Origin of the sequence: Serratia sp. JSRIV004 (assembly GCF_019968705.1) — a bacterium.
Classification (GTDB): Bacteria; Pseudomonadota; Gammaproteobacteria; order Enterobacterales; family Enterobacteriaceae; genus Chania; species Chania fonticola_B.
The window spans coordinates 1052924-1070081 of sequence record NZ_CP074140.1 but is presented as its reverse complement, the minus strand read 5'-3'; the positions used below and the strand labels follow the sequence as shown (position 1 = coordinate 1070081).

Here is a 17158-nt window from a genome sequence, read left to right as displayed (position 1 = left end):
TAGCACAAAGAGCGGAGATTCCAAATTATCAGCTTATTCCTAATCTGCCTGCTTGCGCAGGAAGGCCGGAATATCCAGATAATCAGGCTCTTTGTTTGGTTGCGCGCTCTGATCGTTCACCACCTTGGCGACAGGTTTCACTTCCTGCTGCAGCGGTGACATACCATGCTGCTGGTAACGGTGATCCATCACTGGCTGGCTGGCCTGTTTATTGGTTACCAGGGTGATTTCAGGACGTTTGTCCATACCGATACCGGTCGCAACTACGGTCACGCGCAGTTCGTCGTTCATTTCCGGATCCAGCGAGGTACCGATTACCACGGTCGCATTGTCGGAAGCGAAAGCACGGATGGTGTTACCCACGGTTTCGAACTCATCCAGACGCAGGTCGAAGCCAGCGGTGATGTTGACCAGCACGCCACGGGCGCCGGACAGGTCGATATCTTCCAGCAGTGGGCTGGAGATCGCCATTTCCGCCGCTTCTTCGGCACGGTCTTCGCCACAGGCAACGCCAGAGCCCATCATCGCGTAGCCCATTTCGGACATCACGGTGCGCACGTCAGCAAAGTCGACGTTCATCAGGCCCGGACGGGTGATCAGTTCGGCAATACCCTGCACCGCGCCTTTCAGCACGTCGTTGGCCGCGCCGAACGCGTCCAGCAGAGAGATGCCACGGCCCAGAACTTTCAGCAACTTGTCGTTCGGGATGGTGATCAGCGAGTCCACGTGCTTGGACAGCTCGGCGATACCCTGCTCCGCGAATGCCATGCGCTTCTTGCCTTCAAAGTTGAAAGGCTTGGTCACCACGGCCACGGTCAGAATACCCAGATCTTTTGCGACTTCTGCCACCACTGGCGCAGCACCGGTACCGGTACCGCCACCCATGCCGGCCGCGATGAAGACCATGTCTGCACCTTCCAGGGCGGCGCGCAGGGCTTCACGGTCTTCTTCCGCTGAATTACGACCCACTTCCGGGTTCGCGCCTGCACCCAGACCTTTGGTAATACCGCTACCAATCTGGATGGTTTGGCCAACTGCCGTTTTACGTAGCGCCTGAGCGTCTGTATTAACGGCGAAGAATTCAACACCTTCGATGCGCTCGCGCACCATGTGTTCAACGGCATTGCCACCGCCACCGCCGACGCCGATGACTTTAATCACCGCGTCATTGGTTAGTTCCATTGGTTCAAACATAGTTTCTCTCCGTTTTGTGCCTGTCGCTGCGAGATCATAAAAAGATTACTCAGCATGATCTCTTTGTCTAAACATTAAAACTCTTTTCTCAGCCAGCTATTGATGCGTTTAAACCAATTGCCCACCGAGGCGCGTTTTTCTACTTCTGCCTCACCGCTCAGGTGAGACTCTTTTCCATAGTGCAGTAGCCCGACCGCTGTAGAATAGTAAGGCTCTTGCGCGTAATCCGTCAGACCCGTGATGTTCAAGGGTTGGCCGATGCGTACCTGGGTATGGAATACCCGTTGCGCACAGGCTGCCAGGCCATCAATCTGGGCGGCACCGCCGGTCAGCACAATACCCGCTGCCAGATGATGCTTCACCCCTTGCTGACGCAGTTGCTCCTGCAATTGCAATATTTCATCGTTAACCAGATTCAACAGTTCGGTGTAGCGCGGCTCAATCACTTCAGCCAATGTCTGTCTTTGCAGACTCCGAGGAGGCCTTCCCCCCACGCTAGGAACCTCAACACTTTCATCCTTGCTAACAATCGACCCAAGTGCACAACCGTGTCGAACTTTAATCGCTTCCGCGTCGGTCGGCGGCGTACCGAAGGCGTAAGCGATATCGCTGGTGACCACGTTCCCGGCGTAAGGGATCACTTTGGTGTGGCGCAGAGCACCGCCGGTATACACCGCCATATCCATGGTGCCCCCGCCGATATCTACCACACAGACGCCGAGTTCGCGCTCATCTTCGGTCAGCACCGCATAGCTGGCGGCCAGACCGGCGAAAATCAGTTGGTCCACTTTCAGACCACAACGTTCCACTGCTTTGACAATGTTCTTGGCCATATCGTTATGGCAGGTGATCAGGTGCACCTTGGCCTGCATACGCACGCCGGATAACCCAACCGGGTTTTTGATGCCTTCCTGATAGTCGATGGCGTATTCCTGAGGGATAACGTGCAGGATGCGGTGTTCGTCGCGCACACGCACCGACTTGGCGGTATGCACTACGTTCTCCACGTCTTCCTGCGTCACTTCCTCTTCGGAGATCGGCACCATCCCGATCTCGTTCTGACAGCTGATATGCTTACCCGACAAGGCCAGGTAAACCGAAGAAATCTGACAATCCGCCATCAGTTCGGCCTGGTCAATAGCGCGCTGTACGCACTTGACTACCGATTCCAGATCGTTAACGCCACCCTTATCCATACCGCGAGACGGGCAACTGCCCACCCCGATAATGTTGACCATGCCATCGGGCAAAACTTCCCCTACCAATGCGGAGACTTTTGCGGTACCGATCTCCAGTCCAACTACCAGTTTTCTGTCCGTCGACTTGATCATTGTTGTTTTGCCTGTGCCTGATTCTGTTGCTGATTACTGTTTGGTCGATCGCCCATGGCTGCCTGCGGGTCGATAAACGCCGGAGCCCAGCCGACTGAGGCACCGGAGTCATAGCGTAAATCGACATAGCTGACGCGCTTGTTTTCCGCCTGCGCCTGCTGCAACAGCACCGGATAAAGCCCGATGAAGCGTTGCAAGCGACCCATGCGATCGTCACGTCCCAGTTCCAGCCGAACATCGTTATCCAAAGCCAACTGCCACGAATGGCGGGCCGTCATGGACGCCATCTTAAGCTGGTACTTGCTGGCTGCCAGCACGCCGTTCATCGCGCGGTAACCTTCCAGAACATCCTGTTCGCTGCCTTCCGGACCATAGAGCAACGGTAATTTCTGATTGCCCAAACGCTGTGCCGGAATGCTGAACGACTTGCCCTCGGCATCAACCATGTGCAAATCATTCCAATGCGCCACCGGGACATACTCCACCAGGTGGATTTTCAGCTCATCCGGCCACTGTTTACGTACGCTGGCCTGCTTGACCCACGGCAGACGCTCGATCTGCTGCTGGATGATGTCCACATCCTGCGTCATAAAGGTGCCCGGTGCTCCCAAAGCCAAGATCGCCTGGCGAACATCGTCGTTAGTGGTGAAATGGCGTTCACCGGTCAATACCAGCCTTGAGAGCGGCAGACGGCTGGCATCTTGCATCCAACCCACCACTACCCAGCCGCACCACAGGATGGTGCCTAGCACCATCAGCAGGAAAATCATCCCTGCCAGTTGGGTGCCATTGCTGCGGCGTGGGCCGTTATCCGCCTCGCGCTCGCGTGCATTCAGAGCCGCTTGCGACATCTCAGTCAGCCAACGCCAGAATGCCCGCAACCAACTGCGAGAAAGTTAATCCGGACTGCCGGGCCGCCATCGGGACCAGACTGTGGCTGGTCATGCCCGGCGAGGTATTCGCCTCCAGCAGGTAGAAGCTGCCATCACTGTCTTGCATGACATCAACACGCCCCCAGCCGCTGCAATCCAGCCCACGGTAAGCCCGCAGTGCCAGCGCAGCCATAGCGGCTTCCTGCTGTGCATCCAGGCCGCTCGGGCAAAAATACTGCGTGTCGTCGGAAATATATTTGGCCTGGTAATCGTAAAACACGCCAGCGGGCTGAATACGGATGGAAGGCAGCACCTGATCGCCCAGGATCGCCACGGTGTATTCCGGGCCGCTGAGCCATTTCTCTACCAGCACATCCTCATCATGACGGAAAGCCTCTTCCAGCGCCCCTTCCAGGGCTGCGCGTTCGGTCACTTTGCTCATGCCAACGCTGGAGCCTTCGCGGCTTGGCTTCACAATCAGTGGCAATCCCAAAGCTTCAATGGCGGCCAGCTGGCTTTGCCGATCGTCGCCCAGATACTGACGGCGGCTCAGCGCCACGTAAGGTGCCACCGGCAGCCCCATCGACTGCCATACCATTTTGCTGCGCCATTTATCCATGGTCAGCGCCGAGGCCATCACGCCGCTGCCGGTATAAGGCAACTGCAAAAACTCCAGCAGACCTTGCAATGTACCATCTTCACCGCCACGCCCGTGCAGCGCAATGAACACTTTGGTGAACCCCTGCGCTTTCAGCTCGGTGACAGGGAAGTCACGGGTATCGATGCCATGAGCATCAATGCCCGCTTCTCGCAACCCGGCCAGCACGGCCGCGCCAGATTGCAGTGAAACTTCACGTTCTGCGGAGGTACCACCCAGTAATACGGCGACTTTATCAGCCATGATGATCCTCCTCTTTGATCTGTGGTTGCAGTTTTAGTTCAGCCAGCCGGCGCGCGATTTTACCGACATTGCCAGCCCCTTGCACCAGCACCAGGTCGTCGCCTTGCAACAGCTGCGCCAACAGCGTTGGCACGGTATCCGCATCGGACACCAGGATCGGATCCAGTTTGCCGCGATTGCGAATGGTACGGCACAGGCTACGGCTATCAGCGCCAGGGATCGGAGCTTCACCCGCCGGATAGACATCCAGCATCAGCAACACGTCAACCTGCGACAATACGTTGGCGAAATCGTCATACAGATCGCGAGTACGGGTATAGCGGTGCGGCTGGAAGATCATCACCACCCGCTTGGTTGGCCAACCGGCACGCGCGGCCTTGATGGTCGCATCCACTTCCGTTGGGTGGTGGCCATAATCGTCCACCAACATGGCACTACCCTGTTTTTCGTTCACCGCCGCCAATGGGAACTCCCCCAGGAAATCGAAGCGACGCCCCGTCCCCTGGAAACCGGCCAGCGCACGCAGAATGGCTTCGTCGGCAATGCCTTCTTCCGTCGCCACGGCAACCGCCGCCGCCGCGTTCAAGGCGTTATGGCGGCCCGGTGCATTCAGGGTGACCGTCATCAACGGCTTATCCTGACGGCTCAGGGTAAAGTGCCCCTGCGGCCCGATCTGGCTATAGCTCTCGATACGCACATCCGCATCCTCGCTAAAGCCGTAAGTGGTGATATGGCGACCCACGCGCGGCAACAACTCACGCACGACCGGATCGTCAATGCACATTACCGCACGACCATAGAACGGCAGGTTATGCAGGAAGGTGATAAACGTCTGCTTCAAATTCTCGAAGTCGCCATGGTAAGTATCCATATGGTCGGCTTCGATGTTGGTGACAATCGCCACCATCGGTTGCAAATGCAGGAACGACGCGTCGCTCTCATCCGCTTCCGCAATCAGGTAACGGCTAGAGCCCAAACGCGCGTGGGTACCCGCCGCTTTCACCAGCCCACCGTTAACAAACGTTGGGTCAAGACCGGCTTCGGCGTAAATACTGGACACCATCGCCGTGGTAGTGGTTTTACCGTGCGTACCGGCGATGGCAATGCCATGGCGATAGCGCATCAGCTCGGCCAGCATTTCTGCCCGCTGGATCACCGGAATGCGCGCCTCGCGGGCTGCGACGATCTCCGGGTTGTCTGCCGGGATAGCGGTCGAAACCACTACCACGCTGGCATCCAGCACGTTTTCTGGGCGGTGATGGAAGTAAATCGTTGCCCCAAGCTCACTCAACTGCTGGGTGACCGGGTTCGGCGCCAGGTCGGAACCGCTGATCTGATAACCCTCGTTGGCCAACACCTCGGCGATACCACCCATGCCGGCACCACCGATGCCAACAAAGTGAATGTGCCGGACGCGTCGCATCTCGGGCACGAAAGTACGTAGTTTCGCCAATTGTTGTGTATTCATCACTTCTCTATCTATCAGGTTCGATTTAGCTCAACAGGGGTAACCCCGACGGCCTTACAGGGCTGCACGAATAATTTCTGCCGCCACGCGTTCTGTTGCATCCGGGATCGCTACCGCGCGGGCCTTTTCGGCCATCTTCAACAGCGTTGGGCGATCCCAGCTTGCCAGCAGTTCCGCCACGACATCGGCAGTAAACTGCGGTTGTTCGATAATTTTGGCCGCACCGGCCTCTTCCAGAGGGCGCGCGTTCCAGTATTGCTGACGATCTTTGTGCTGGAACGGCACAAAAATGGCCGGTAATCCCGCCGCCGCCACTTCGCTGACGGTCAGCGCGCCAGAACGGCACACCACCACATCCGCCCAGGCGTAGGCCTCTGCCATATCATCAATAAACTCGGTCACCTTGTGCCCGGTCTGCCCTACCCTCTCGTAGTCCTGCAGTACCGTTGGCAATGCGCCCTTACCTACCTGATGCCAGAGGACTATTCTATCGCCCAGCAGCGCGGCGACTTCAGGAACTGTCTGATTCAGCACGCGCGCACCTTGGCTACCGCCGATAATCAGCACACGGATTGGCCCTTCACGCCCGTTCAGACGCTCGGCAGGTAACGGCAGCGCCAACACATCGGTACGTACCGGGTTACCCACGACGTCCGCATTCGGAAACGCCCCTGGGAACGCCTGTAACACTTTCTTGGCAATCCTTGAGAGCCAGCGGTTAGTCAGGCCCGCAATGCCGTTCTGCTCATGCAGCACTACCGGGATACCACACTGCCAGGCAGCCAAACCGCCAGGGCCGGAAACGTAACCGCCCATCCCCAGCACCACGTCCGGCTGATAACTACGCATGATCGCTTTCGCCTGGCGCACCGCCTGCCAGATACGCACCGGTGCGGTCAACTGAGCCTTTAGGCCTTTGCCACGCAGCCCGGAGATGCGGATAAAATCAATCTCGATCCCGTGCTTTGGCACCAGATCGGCTTCCATTCGGTCTGCGGTGCCGAGCCAGCGAACCTGCCAGCCCTGCGCCATCAGATGATGCGCGACCGCCAGCCCCGGAAACACGTGCCCGCCGGTACCGCCTGCCATCACCATTAAACGCTTAGCTTTACCGCTCATCCGCTACCTCTTCACAAACGCCTGCGCTTTGGTCAGGCGCGTTTCATAATCAATTCGCAGCAACAGCACGATCGCCGTCGACATAATGATCAGGCTCGAGCCGCCGTAACTTATCAGTGGCAAGGTCAAGCCTTTGGTTGGCAACATCCCCGCTGCCGCACCGACGTTCACCAATGCCTGGAAACTGAACCAGACACCGATCGAACATGCCAGAAAACCGGAAAATCGCTGGTCTATCTCCAACGCCCTGCGGCCGATCGACATGGCGCGAAAAGCGACGAAGAATACCATTAACAGGGCCAAAACCACACCGATATAGCCCAGTTCTTCGCCCAAAATGGAGAAGATAAAGTCAGTGTGCGCCTCGGGTAAATACTCGAGCTTCTGTACCGAGTTGCCCAGCCCTTGCCCCCAGAACTCGCCGCGGCCAAACGCCATCAGCGACTGGGTTAGCTGGTAACCACTGCCAAACGGATCGGCCCATGGGTTCCAGAACGAAGTCACACGGCGCATACGGTAAGGTTCCGCGATAATCAGCAGCCCCACGGCAAACACGCCCGATCCGATGATCGCCAGGAACTGCCACATCTTCGCCCCGGCCAGGAACAGCATCGCCAGCGTGGTGATAAACAGCACCACCACCGTCCCCAAATCCGGCTGGGCCAGCAGCAGCACCGCCAGCACCACCATCACACCCATTGGCTTACAGAAGCCCCAAAAGTTGCTGCGGACTTCCTCTACCTTGCGCACCAGATAGCTCGCCAGGTAGCAAAACAGCGACAACTTGGATAATTCAGCGGGCTGGATACGCAACGGACCCAGTGAAATCCAGCGTGAAGCCCCGTTTACCGAGCTACCAACCACCAGCACCACCAGCAACAAGACTATCGATAACAGCAGCATGACGTTGCTATAACGCTGCCAAACGGCCATCGGGATACGCAGTGTTACCAACGACAGGCCGAACGCCAGGCCAAGGTAAAGTGCATCACGCTTGGCAAACAGGAACGGATCCTCTGCCAGGCGCTGGCCGATAGGCATCGAGGCCGACGTCACCATCACAAAACCAACAATCGCCAGGCCAAAGGTCAGCCACAGCAGGGTACGGTCATACAGCACCATGCTGCTCGTATCGCTTTCACGCGATCCCATCACCCAGTCTTTCAGCTTGTTGGTCAGGCCGAACGTCGGCACCCGTAGTCTCATCCGCCCAGCTCCTGTGCCAGACGGGCAAACTCGTTGCCACGCACTTCAAAATTACGGAACTGATCCAGGCTGGCACAGGCCGGTGACAACAGCACCATATCGCCTGATGTCACCTGGCGGGCAATGGCTTGCATCGCCTGCTCCATCGTTTCTGTCTGCGTGGCGACTTCCGGACGCAACTGTGCCAGCTGTGCGCCATCGCGGCCAAAGCAGTACAAGCGCACGTTGTCACCTTGCAGATAGCGCGCCAGCGGCGAGAAGTCCGCAGACTTGCCATCACCGCCCAACAGCAGATGCAGCGTGCCCTTAACCTGCAGGCCGTTCAGCGCCGCCTCGGTGCTGCCGACGTTGGTGGCTTTGGAATCGTTAATCCAGCGCACGCCATTGTGTTCCCACACCAGTTGGAAACGGTGCTCCAGGCCGGTAAAGGTCGTCAGCGCTTTCAGGCTGGACGCACGCGGCAGCTTGACGGCATCGGCCAGGGCCAGGGCCGCCAACGCATTGGTAAAGTTATGGCGACCGGTGAGCTTCATCTCGCTGGTATTGAGGACTTTCTCACCATTCACCCGCAGCCAGATTTCGCCCTGCTGGCGGTTGAGGTGGTAGTCCCCTACGTCGGCACCAAAGCTGACACAGCGCTCATCAGCACCGCGCACCGGCATGGTCAGCGCGTCGTCCGCATTCACTACACAGACTTGGGCATTTTCATAGACGCGCAATTTGGCGGCACGGTATTGCTGCAGGCCAAATGGATAGCGATCCATATGATCTTCGGTCACGTTCAAAATGGTTGCCGCTGCGGCATGCAGGCTGTGAGTGGTTTCCAATTGGAAGCTCGACAGCTCCAGCACGTACAGTTGGCACTCCTGACGCAGCAGGCTCAGCGCTGGCAGGCCGATATTGCCCCCAACGCCCACGGCCCAACCGGCGGCCTTGGCCATTTCGCCCACCAGCGTGGTGACGGTGCTCTTGCCGTTGGAACCGGTGATCGCCACAATTGGCGCCTGGGCTTCACGGCAGAACAGCTCAACGTCACCGACGATCTCAACCCCGGCATCGGCGGCAGCGCTCAAAGCCGGAGTCGCTAATGCCATGCCTGGGCTAGCCACAATCAAATCCGCAGACAACAACCATTCCTGGTTCAGAGAACCCAGATGACGTTCAACGCTCTCGGGCAGTTGATCCAGGCCCGGTGGCGAAATACGGGTATCCATAACCCGCGGCGTCACGCCACGGATCATAAAGAAATCAACGCAGGAAAGGCCGGTAAGGCCCAACCCGATGATGACCACTTTTTTACCCTGATAATCCACCATAATCAGCGCACCTTCAGCGTCGCCAGGCCAATCAGCACCAGCATCAGCGAAATAATCCAGAAGCGCACGATCACCCGTGGTTCTGGCCAGCCTTTCAATTCATAGTGATGGTGGATCGGCGCCATGCGGAAAATACGTTGCCCGCGCAGCTTGAACGATCCCACCTGCAGGATCACCGACAGCGTTTCAACCACGAACACGCCGCCCATGATCAGCAACAAAAACTCCTGGCGCAGCAGCACGGCGATGGTACCCAACGCGCCGCCCAGTGCCAGTGAACCCACGTCACCCATAAACACCTGAGCCGGGTAGGTGTTAAACCACAAGAAACCTAAACCTGCCCCGACGATCGCGGTGCAGACGATGACCAACTCACCGGCATGACGCAGATACGGAATATGCAGGTAGTTGGCGAAGTTCATGTTACCGGTCGCCCAGGCCACCAGCGCAAAGCCCGCCGCTACAAACACGGTTGGCATGATCGCCAGGCCATCCAGCCCATCGGTCAGGTTGACCGCGTTGCTGGTGCCGACAATCACGAAGTAGGCCAACGCCACGTACAGCAAGCCCAACTGCGGCATGATGTCCTTAAAGAACGGCACAACCAGCTCGGTGGCTGGCGTGTCTTTTCCTACGGCATACATGGCAAAGGCCACGACCAGGGCAATCACCGACTGCCAGAAATATTTCCAGCGGGCAATCAACCCCCGAGTATCTTTGCGCACCACTTTGCGATAGTCATCAACAAAGCCGACGATGCCATAACCCACCAGCACGAACAGCACGCACCACACGTAAGGGTTGGACGGATAGGCCCACATCAGCACAGAAATAGTGATGGAGGTCAGGATCATGATGCCGCCCATGGTCGGCGTGCCGCGCTTGCTAAAGTGCGATTCTGGCCCGTCGTTACGCACTACCTGACCAAAGGACATTTCCTGCAGGCGTTTGATCACCTTCGGCCCCATCCACAGGGAAAGGAACAGCGCGGTCAGCAGGCTGACAATGGCCCGGAACGTCAGATAGGAAAAGACGTTGAAGCCTGAGTAATATTTGACCAAATGTTCGGCCAGCCAAACTAACATGGTGCTTTCTCCTGTAACGCGCGTACTACCTGCTCCATTGCGGCACTACGTGAACCTTTGATTAACACGGTAATTACCGCATGTGCTGAGAGTAGTTCCGCTACGCGCGCGGTCACTGCTGTTTTATCCTGATAATGTTCACCGTTACCGGCGGCAGAGCTCAATACCTGGCTCAGCCCACCCACGCTGATGACTTTATCAATACCGGCCAGACGGGCAGCTTCCCCCACCTGGCGATGACACTCTTCGGCCTCTGCGCCCAACTCGGCCATATCGCCAACGACCATCACGCGATAACCCGGCATTTCTGCCAGTACCTGCGCCGCTGCCGTCATGGAGCCGACGTTGGCGTTGTAGCTGTCATCGAGCAACAGCTTGCCTTGCGCCAAGGCGATCGGGAACAAGCGCCCAGGCACCGCCTGAAGCTGTTGCAAGCCTGCACTCACGGCGGCCAGCGTAGCGCCAACCGACATCGCCAGTGCTGCTGCCGCCAACGCATTCGCCACGTTATGGCGGCCCGGCAATGGCAACTCAATCGCCACCGTGCCGAACGGGCTGTGCAGGGTGAAGTGAGTCACGCTCCCTTTCACCTGGATATCGCTGGCAAAGAAATCCACAGATTCCGCAGCCTGGGGAGAGAAACGCCAGACTGTCTTGCCCTGTAACTGCGCCTGCCAATGCGGCCAGTCGTTGCTATCGACGTTGAGGATCGCCACGCCATCCGCCGGCAAACCGGCAAAGATTTCGCCCTTGGCCTGCGCAACGCCTGCCAGTGAACCAAAACCTTCCAGATGGGCAGCGGCCAGATTATTCACCAGCGCGCTCTGCGGTTGCGCCAAGGCGGTGGTATAGGCAATCTCACCGATATGGTTGGCACCCAGCTCGACCACCGCAAAATCATGCTGCGGCTCTAAACGCAGCAACGTTAGCGGCACGCCGATCTCGTTATTGTAATTCCCGGCGGTATGCAGCACTTCGCCACATTCACGTAAAATGGCCGCGGTCATCTCTTTCACCGAGGTCTTGCCCGATGAACCGGTCAGCGCCACCACTTTGGCTGGCACCTGCTGACGTACCCAGGCGGCAAACTGCCCCAGTGCCAGACTGGTATCTTTCACCACCAGTTGCGGAGCCTCCACCAATAAGCGCTTACTTACCAGCAAAGCGCCTGCGCCAGCGGCGACAGCATCGGCGGCAAAGTCGTGAGCATCGAAACGCTCGCCTTTCAGGGCCACAAACAGGCAACCTGCAGTGACCTGACGAGTATCCCTCGTCACTTCGGTAATGATGCAGTCGGTGCCGATCAGCTCGGCATCCAATACCGCCGCCAGCGTCTGAAGCGAGACCGGGATCATGCCAGCACCCCCAGCAAACGTGCGACGGTGGTACGATCGGAGTAATCCAGACGACGGTTACCCACCAGTTGGTAATCCTCGTGACCTTTACCCGCCACCAGTACCACATCCTGCTCTTTGGCTTGCATGATGGCGCTGGTCACGGCTTCAGCGCGCCCGTGGATCACCTGTACATGCCCGGCATCCAGCAGCCCGGCCAGAATATCCTTGATGATGGCCTGCGGTTCTTCGGTGCGCGGATTGTCATCCGTTATCACCACCCGGTCGGCAAACTGTTCGGCAATGCCCCCCATAAGTGGGCGCTTACCTCTATCACGGTCGCCACCGCAGCCAAACACGCACCACAGTTGCCCTTGGCAATGCAGGCGAGCGGCTTCCAGCGCTTTTTCCAGCGCATCCGGAGTGTGGGCATAATCCACCACCACCGTCGGCTTGCCTGGCGCATTGAAGACTTCCATCCGGCCACAGACCGGCTGCAGCTGATTGGCCGTGTTAACCAGTTTCTCAAACGGGTAACCGAGTGACAGCAGCGTTGCCAATGCCAGGATCAGGTTACTGACGTTGAAGGCCCCCATCAGGCGGCTTTCGATCTCGCCGTTGCCCCAGCTTGAGCTGAAGTGGATGGTGGCACCGTTATCGTGATAGTCCACCGCGGTGGTTTTCAGCCAGCGGCCATGACAGCCAGGCTGCAAATTGTCCTGCATGGTGACGGCCACCGCGTCTGGCAATTTCGCCAGCCAACGCTGCCCGACTTCATCGTCGGCATTAATGATCGCCTGACCAACGTCGTGGCCCGCAAACAGTGACCATTTAGCCGCTTCGTAGCTGGCCATATCGCCGTGATAATCTAGGTGATCGCGGCTCAGGTTGGTGAATACGGCTGCGGCAAAGGGTAAAGCCGCCACGCGGTGTTGCACCAGGCCATGAGAGGAGACTTCCATCGCGGCCAAGGTGGCCCCTTGCTGCGCCAGATCGTTAAGCACGTGCTGCACATCGACCGCAGAACCGGTGGTATTTTCCGTTGGGCAAACCTGACCTAACAAACCGTTGCCCACGGTGCCCATCACGGCGGCAGTTTCGCCCAACAGTTGGCTCCACTGGGCTAACAGTTGGGTGGTGGTAGTTTTACCGTTGGTCCCCGTCACGCCAATCAAGCGCAGACGTTCGGCAGGCTGATGATAGAAACGCCCGGCTAACGCCGACAGGCGCTGGCCAAGTTGGCTCAGGTAAATCACCGGCACGCCGTGCATTTCGCAAATTTTACCGTCTTCAGCTTCGCCTTCCGCTTCGGCGATAACGGCGGCAACCCCTTGGGCGATGGCTTGCGGAATATAGCGGCGTCCATCCGTTTGATGGCCAACTACGGCGACAAACAGATCCCCGGCAGCCGCAATACGGCTGTCTAATATCATTTCCCGCAGCGCGCGCTCGGGTGCCGTTGGCACCCACGGAGCGAGTAAATCGCGCAAATTACGATCGGCCACCTGAACCCTCTTTGTTATTAATCACTAATTCGCTTTTGTCACCGGTGGGCAACGCATCTGGCTGAACGTTCATGATCCGCAGCGCGCCCCCCATGATGGCACCAAACACCGGCGCGGAAATCGCACCACCGTAGTATTTCCCACCCTGTGGGTCGTTGATGACCACCACCAGAGCAAAACGAGGCTGGCTAGCTGGCGCCACCCCCGCGGTATAAGCGATATATCGGTTGACGTATTTCCCATCCGGCCCGACCTTTTTGGCGGTACCGGTTTTAATGGCAATACGATAACCCTTGATGGCGGCTTTCACCCCACCACCGCCCGGCAAGGCGACGCTTTCCATCATGTGCACTACCGTACGCACGGTAGCCTCAGGGAAGACGCGTTCACCGGCAACCGGAGGATCAACCTTGGTGATCGACAATGGGCGATAAACGCCCAGGCTGCCGATCGTGGCATAGACTCGCGCTAACTGTAACGGGGTTACCATTAGCCCGTAGCCGAAAGAGAAGGTGGCCCTCTCTATGTCAGACCACCGTTGTTTTTTTGGGTATAAGCCACTGCTTTCTCCGACCAGCCCCAAATTGGTCGCTTTTCCCAGCCCAAAACGTGAGTAAGTATCTACTAACGCTGAGGACGGCATCGCTAACGCCAGCTTTGAAACACCGACGTTACTCGACTTCTGCAAGATCCCGGTCATGGTCAGTTCCGAATAACGCGCCACATCTTTGATTTCATGGCCGTTAATGCGGTAAGGAATGGTATTGAGCACGCTATTTTCTTTCACTACGCCGCGCTGCAACGCCGTCATTACCACCATCGGTTTCACGGTAGAACCAGGTTCAAAAATATCGGTAATGGCACGGTTACGCATGGTGTCTTTCGGCGTATCGGCCATATTGTTCGGGTTGTACGATGGGCTGTTGGCCATCGCCAATACTTCGCCGGTGTTCACGTCCACCAGCACTGCGGTACCAGACTCCGCCTTGTTGAAGGCGACGGCGTTATTCAATTCACGGTAAACCAGCGCCTGCAGGCGTTCATCGATGCTCAACGCCAGATTGTGCGCCGCCTGGCTGTCTACCGAGGAGATGTCCTCGATCACTCGGCCATAGCGGTCTTTACGTACTGTTCTTTCTCCCGGTTGGCCGGTCAGCCAGCGATCAAAGCTCTTTTCGACTCCTTCGATCCCTTCGCCGTCAATGTTGGTCACGCCGATGATATGAGAAGTAACCTGGCCAGACGGGTAGTAGCGGCGCGATTCCTGGCGCAGGTAGATGCCAGGCAATTTCAGCTTGTGGATGTAATCACCAATCGCCGGGTTAACCTGCCGGGCCAGATAGACAAAACGCCCCTTCGGATTGGCATTGATACGATTGGAGAGCTGATCGAGCGGAATTTGCAACGCGTCGGACAGCGCTTTCCAGCGCGAATCCAGCGTAATACCCCCGCGTTCGTTCAACTCTTTCGGATCGGCCCACACGGCATTCACCGGCACGCTCACCGCCAGCGGTCGGCCATAGCGGTCGCTAATCATGCCGCGAGCGGTGGGAACCGACTGCACGCGTAACGAACGCATGTCGCCTTCTTTCACCAACCGATCCGGATTGATCACCTGCAAATAAGCCACACGCAGCATCAGCCCAACCAGCGCCAACAGAATACAGCCGCACAGCAACGCAAAACGCCAGCTGACAAAGCTGGCCTGATCTTCCTGGCGTTTCAACTTCTTACCGGGACGTACTGCTTTCATGCGTTAGCTATTTGCTCCGTATCGTGACTTCGGCTAAACCACTCATGGCTTGACAATGATAATTTCCTGCGATGGATCAACGTGTTGCATCTGCAGTTTTTCAGTGGCGATACGCTCTACGCGACTGTGATCGCCAAGGGCATTCTCTTCCAGGATCAGGTTGCGCCATTCGATATCCAGCGCATCTCTCTCCAGCACCAACTGTTCGCGCTCGGCGGTCAGCAGGCGGGTACGGTGCGCGGTGGTCACCACAAACACGGCGGAAACCAGCGCGGCAATCATCAAAATCAGCGGGATCTTGGCGTTACGCAGCAGATCGCCCCCGATGACGCCAACTAAACCGTGGCGCTCATTACCAATCACGCAGGCATCCTCTCGGCAATACGCAGTACGGAACTGCGCGCCCGTGGGTTTTCCGCCACTTCAACATCACCTGGCTTCATTTTGCCCAAGGCTTTCAGCGTACGGCCGCCCATTTCACGCAACTGCGCTTCGGTTAGCGGAATTCCTGCCGGAACCTGGGCACCACGGCTGTGGTGGCGCATAAAGCTTTTGACGATACGGTCTTCCAACGAATGGAAGCTGATGATCGACAGGCGGCCTTCTGGTGCCAACACGGCTAATGCACCGTCCAGCGCACGCTCGATCTCTTCCAGCTCGCTGTTGATGTAGATACGGATCGCCTGGAAACTGCGGGTTGCCGGGTGTTTATGCTTATCACGGAACGGGCTGGCATGAGCGATCAGCTCGGCCAGTTCCTTGGTACGGGTCATCGGCTCTACGCGGTTTCTTTCTACGATGGCGCGGGCGATGCGTTTGGCGAAGCGCTCTTCACCGAAGGTTTTCAGCACCCAGGCAATATCGTCGGCTTCCGCTTTCATCAACCATTCGGCGGCGGATTGGCCGCTTGAAGGGTCCATACGCATATCCAGCGGGCCGTCACGCATAAAGGAAAATCCGCGTTCTGCGTCATCCAACTGAGGGGAAGAAACGCCCAAGTCGAGCAATACGCCGTCGATCTTGCCCACCAGTTCCCGTTGCTGCACATAGTCAGCCAAATCGGAAAACGGGCCGTGGATGATAGTAAAACGTGGGTCTGCAATAGATTGAGCTGCGGCAATTGCCTGCGGATCGCGATCGATAGCCAACAAGCGCCCTTCCGGCCCCAGTTGGGACAAGATCAGACGAGAATGACCACCGCGACCAAAAGTACCGTCGATGTAGATGCCGTTACTGCGAATATTGAGACCCTTCACGGCCTCATCCAGCAATACGGTCGTATGTTTATAATTTTCCAGCATGCTTATAGTGACAAGTCCTGTAGCCGCTCAGACAACGGTTCCTGAGTGGATTGTTCCGCGTCAATATCATCCTTGACTTGTTGATACCAGGTCTGTTCATCCCACAGTTCAAACTTGTTGAACTGCCCGACCAGCATCACTTCTTTAGTAAGCCCGGCATGTTGGCGTAGCGTATTGGCTAACAGCAACCGGCCGGCATTATCCATCTGACACTCGCTGGCATGGCCCAACAGCAAGCGCTGGACGCGGCGCTCGGCAGGATTCATGCTCGACAGACGGGACAACTTTTGCTCGATGATTTCCCATTGAGGTAATGGATAAAGCAGCAGGCAGGGCTGATGGAGGTCAATGGTGCAAACCATTTGGCCTTGCGATTCCTCATTCAGTAAATCCCGATAACGGGTTGGTACGGCGAGCCGTCCTTTACTGTCGAGGTTGACCAGCGTTGCCCCACGAAACATACCTGAGCTACCCCCTCGTGACCCTTTTCACCACTTTACACCACAAATTCCCACATAAGGGAGTTTACGGAGGGTATGAAAACCTTGTCAAGCCAGAGCAAGAGCGGTTTGGCAATATTTATAGGCATATTTTGGAGGCTGGCTCACGAAAGGAACGCTATTTATTGCATGAATATAAATTAACATCATGATTAAAGAGGAGAATTTTCTAAGCGGAAAGAGTGTGATTAAAATAAACACAAATTGACGATTAAATAACTCATTATGTCCTTCTGCAATCCAGGTCTCACTTTTCAACATCGCTCTCGGCGG

15 protein-coding genes are annotated in these 17158 nt (G+C 57.1%); all 15 read right to left on the bottom strand.

All coding sequences use genetic code 11. The features are described from left to right. Positions 1 to 39 precede the first annotated feature (39 nt). The 15 genes from ftsZ to mraZ all read right to left on the bottom strand — a co-directional run bounded on the left by ftsZ (position 40) and on the right by mraZ (position 16846). Positions 40 to 1194, bottom strand: a complete 1155-nt coding sequence (ftsZ, locus tag KGP21_RS05045; RefSeq protein WP_094982149.1) for a cell division protein FtsZ — start codon at positions 1192 to 1194, stop codon at positions 40 to 42. Positions 1195 to 1268: 74 nt separating this feature from the next. After that, entirely contained in the window at positions 1269 to 2525 is a 1257-nt protein-coding gene (ftsA, locus tag KGP21_RS05040) for a cell division protein FtsA (RefSeq protein ID WP_004950148.1), read from the bottom strand. Beyond that, entirely contained in the window at positions 2522 to 3376 is an 855-nt protein-coding gene (ftsQ, locus tag KGP21_RS05035) for a cell division protein FtsQ (protein WP_059199741.1), read from the bottom strand. The genes ftsA and ftsQ overlap by 4 nt, the downstream gene beginning before the upstream one ends. A gap of 1 nt (position 3377) precedes the next feature. Next, positions 3378 to 4298, bottom strand: coding sequence for a D-alanine--D-alanine ligase (locus tag KGP21_RS05030; RefSeq protein ID WP_094982150.1), 921 nt, complete (start codon positions 4296 to 4298; stop codon positions 3378 to 3380). After that, complete coding sequence (murC, locus tag KGP21_RS05025) at positions 4291 to 5766, bottom strand: UDP-N-acetylmuramate--L-alanine ligase (protein ID WP_024527168.1); 1476 nt, start codon at positions 5764 to 5766, stop codon at positions 4291 to 4293. Before murC ends, KGP21_RS05030 begins: the two co-directional genes overlap by 8 nt. Positions 5767 to 5820: 54 nt before the next feature. Then, complete coding sequence (gene murG, locus KGP21_RS05020) at positions 5821 to 6885, bottom strand: undecaprenyldiphospho-muramoylpentapeptide beta-N-acetylglucosaminyltransferase (protein WP_059199739.1); 1065 nt, start codon at positions 6883 to 6885, stop codon at positions 5821 to 5823. A gap of 3 nt (positions 6886 to 6888) precedes the next feature. After that, positions 6889 to 8091, bottom strand: coding sequence for a cell division protein FtsW (gene ftsW, locus KGP21_RS05015; protein WP_021179324.1), 1203 nt, complete (start codon positions 8089 to 8091; stop codon positions 6889 to 6891). Next, positions 8088 to 9407: a UDP-N-acetylmuramoyl-L-alanine--D-glutamate ligase gene (gene murD / locus KGP21_RS05010; RefSeq protein WP_094982151.1), complete on the bottom strand. Its 1320-nt coding sequence runs from the start codon at positions 9405 to 9407 to the stop codon at positions 8088 to 8090. Before murD ends, ftsW begins: the two co-directional genes overlap by 4 nt. A gap of 2 nt (positions 9408 to 9409) precedes the next feature. Further along, positions 9410 to 10492, bottom strand: a complete 1083-nt coding sequence (gene mraY / locus KGP21_RS05005) for a phospho-N-acetylmuramoyl-pentapeptide-transferase (RefSeq protein ID WP_021179322.1) — start codon at positions 10490 to 10492, stop codon at positions 9410 to 9412. Further along, positions 10486 to 11847, bottom strand: a complete 1362-nt coding sequence (murF, locus tag KGP21_RS05000; protein ID WP_223537424.1) for a UDP-N-acetylmuramoyl-tripeptide--D-alanyl-D-alanine ligase — start codon at positions 11845 to 11847, stop codon at positions 10486 to 10488. The genes mraY and murF overlap by 7 nt, the downstream gene beginning before the upstream one ends. After that, positions 11844 to 13331, bottom strand: a complete 1488-nt coding sequence (murE, locus tag KGP21_RS04995; protein WP_021179320.1) for a UDP-N-acetylmuramoyl-L-alanyl-D-glutamate--2,6-diaminopimelate ligase — start codon at positions 13329 to 13331, stop codon at positions 11844 to 11846. The genes murF and murE overlap by 4 nt, the downstream gene beginning before the upstream one ends. Beyond that, complete coding sequence (locus KGP21_RS04990; RefSeq protein ID WP_059199735.1) at positions 13318 to 15084, bottom strand: peptidoglycan glycosyltransferase FtsI; 1767 nt, start codon at positions 15082 to 15084, stop codon at positions 13318 to 13320. The genes murE and KGP21_RS04990 overlap by 14 nt, the downstream gene beginning before the upstream one ends. A 42-nt stretch (positions 15085 to 15126) precedes the next feature. Beyond that, positions 15127 to 15447 (bottom strand): cell division protein FtsL, encoded by a 321-nt coding sequence (gene ftsL / locus KGP21_RS04985; RefSeq protein ID WP_021179318.1) that lies wholly within the window; start codon positions 15445 to 15447, stop codon positions 15127 to 15129. Further along, positions 15444 to 16385 (bottom strand): 16S rRNA (cytosine(1402)-N(4))-methyltransferase RsmH, encoded by a 942-nt coding sequence (rsmH, locus tag KGP21_RS04980; protein WP_021179317.1) that lies wholly within the window; start codon positions 16383 to 16385, stop codon positions 15444 to 15446. The genes ftsL and rsmH overlap by 4 nt, the downstream gene beginning before the upstream one ends. 2 nt (positions 16386 to 16387) lie before the next feature. Then, complete coding sequence (mraZ, locus tag KGP21_RS04975) at positions 16388 to 16846, bottom strand: division/cell wall cluster transcriptional repressor MraZ (protein ID WP_025120486.1); 459 nt, start codon at positions 16844 to 16846, stop codon at positions 16388 to 16390. Positions 16847 to 17158 lie beyond the last annotated feature (312 nt).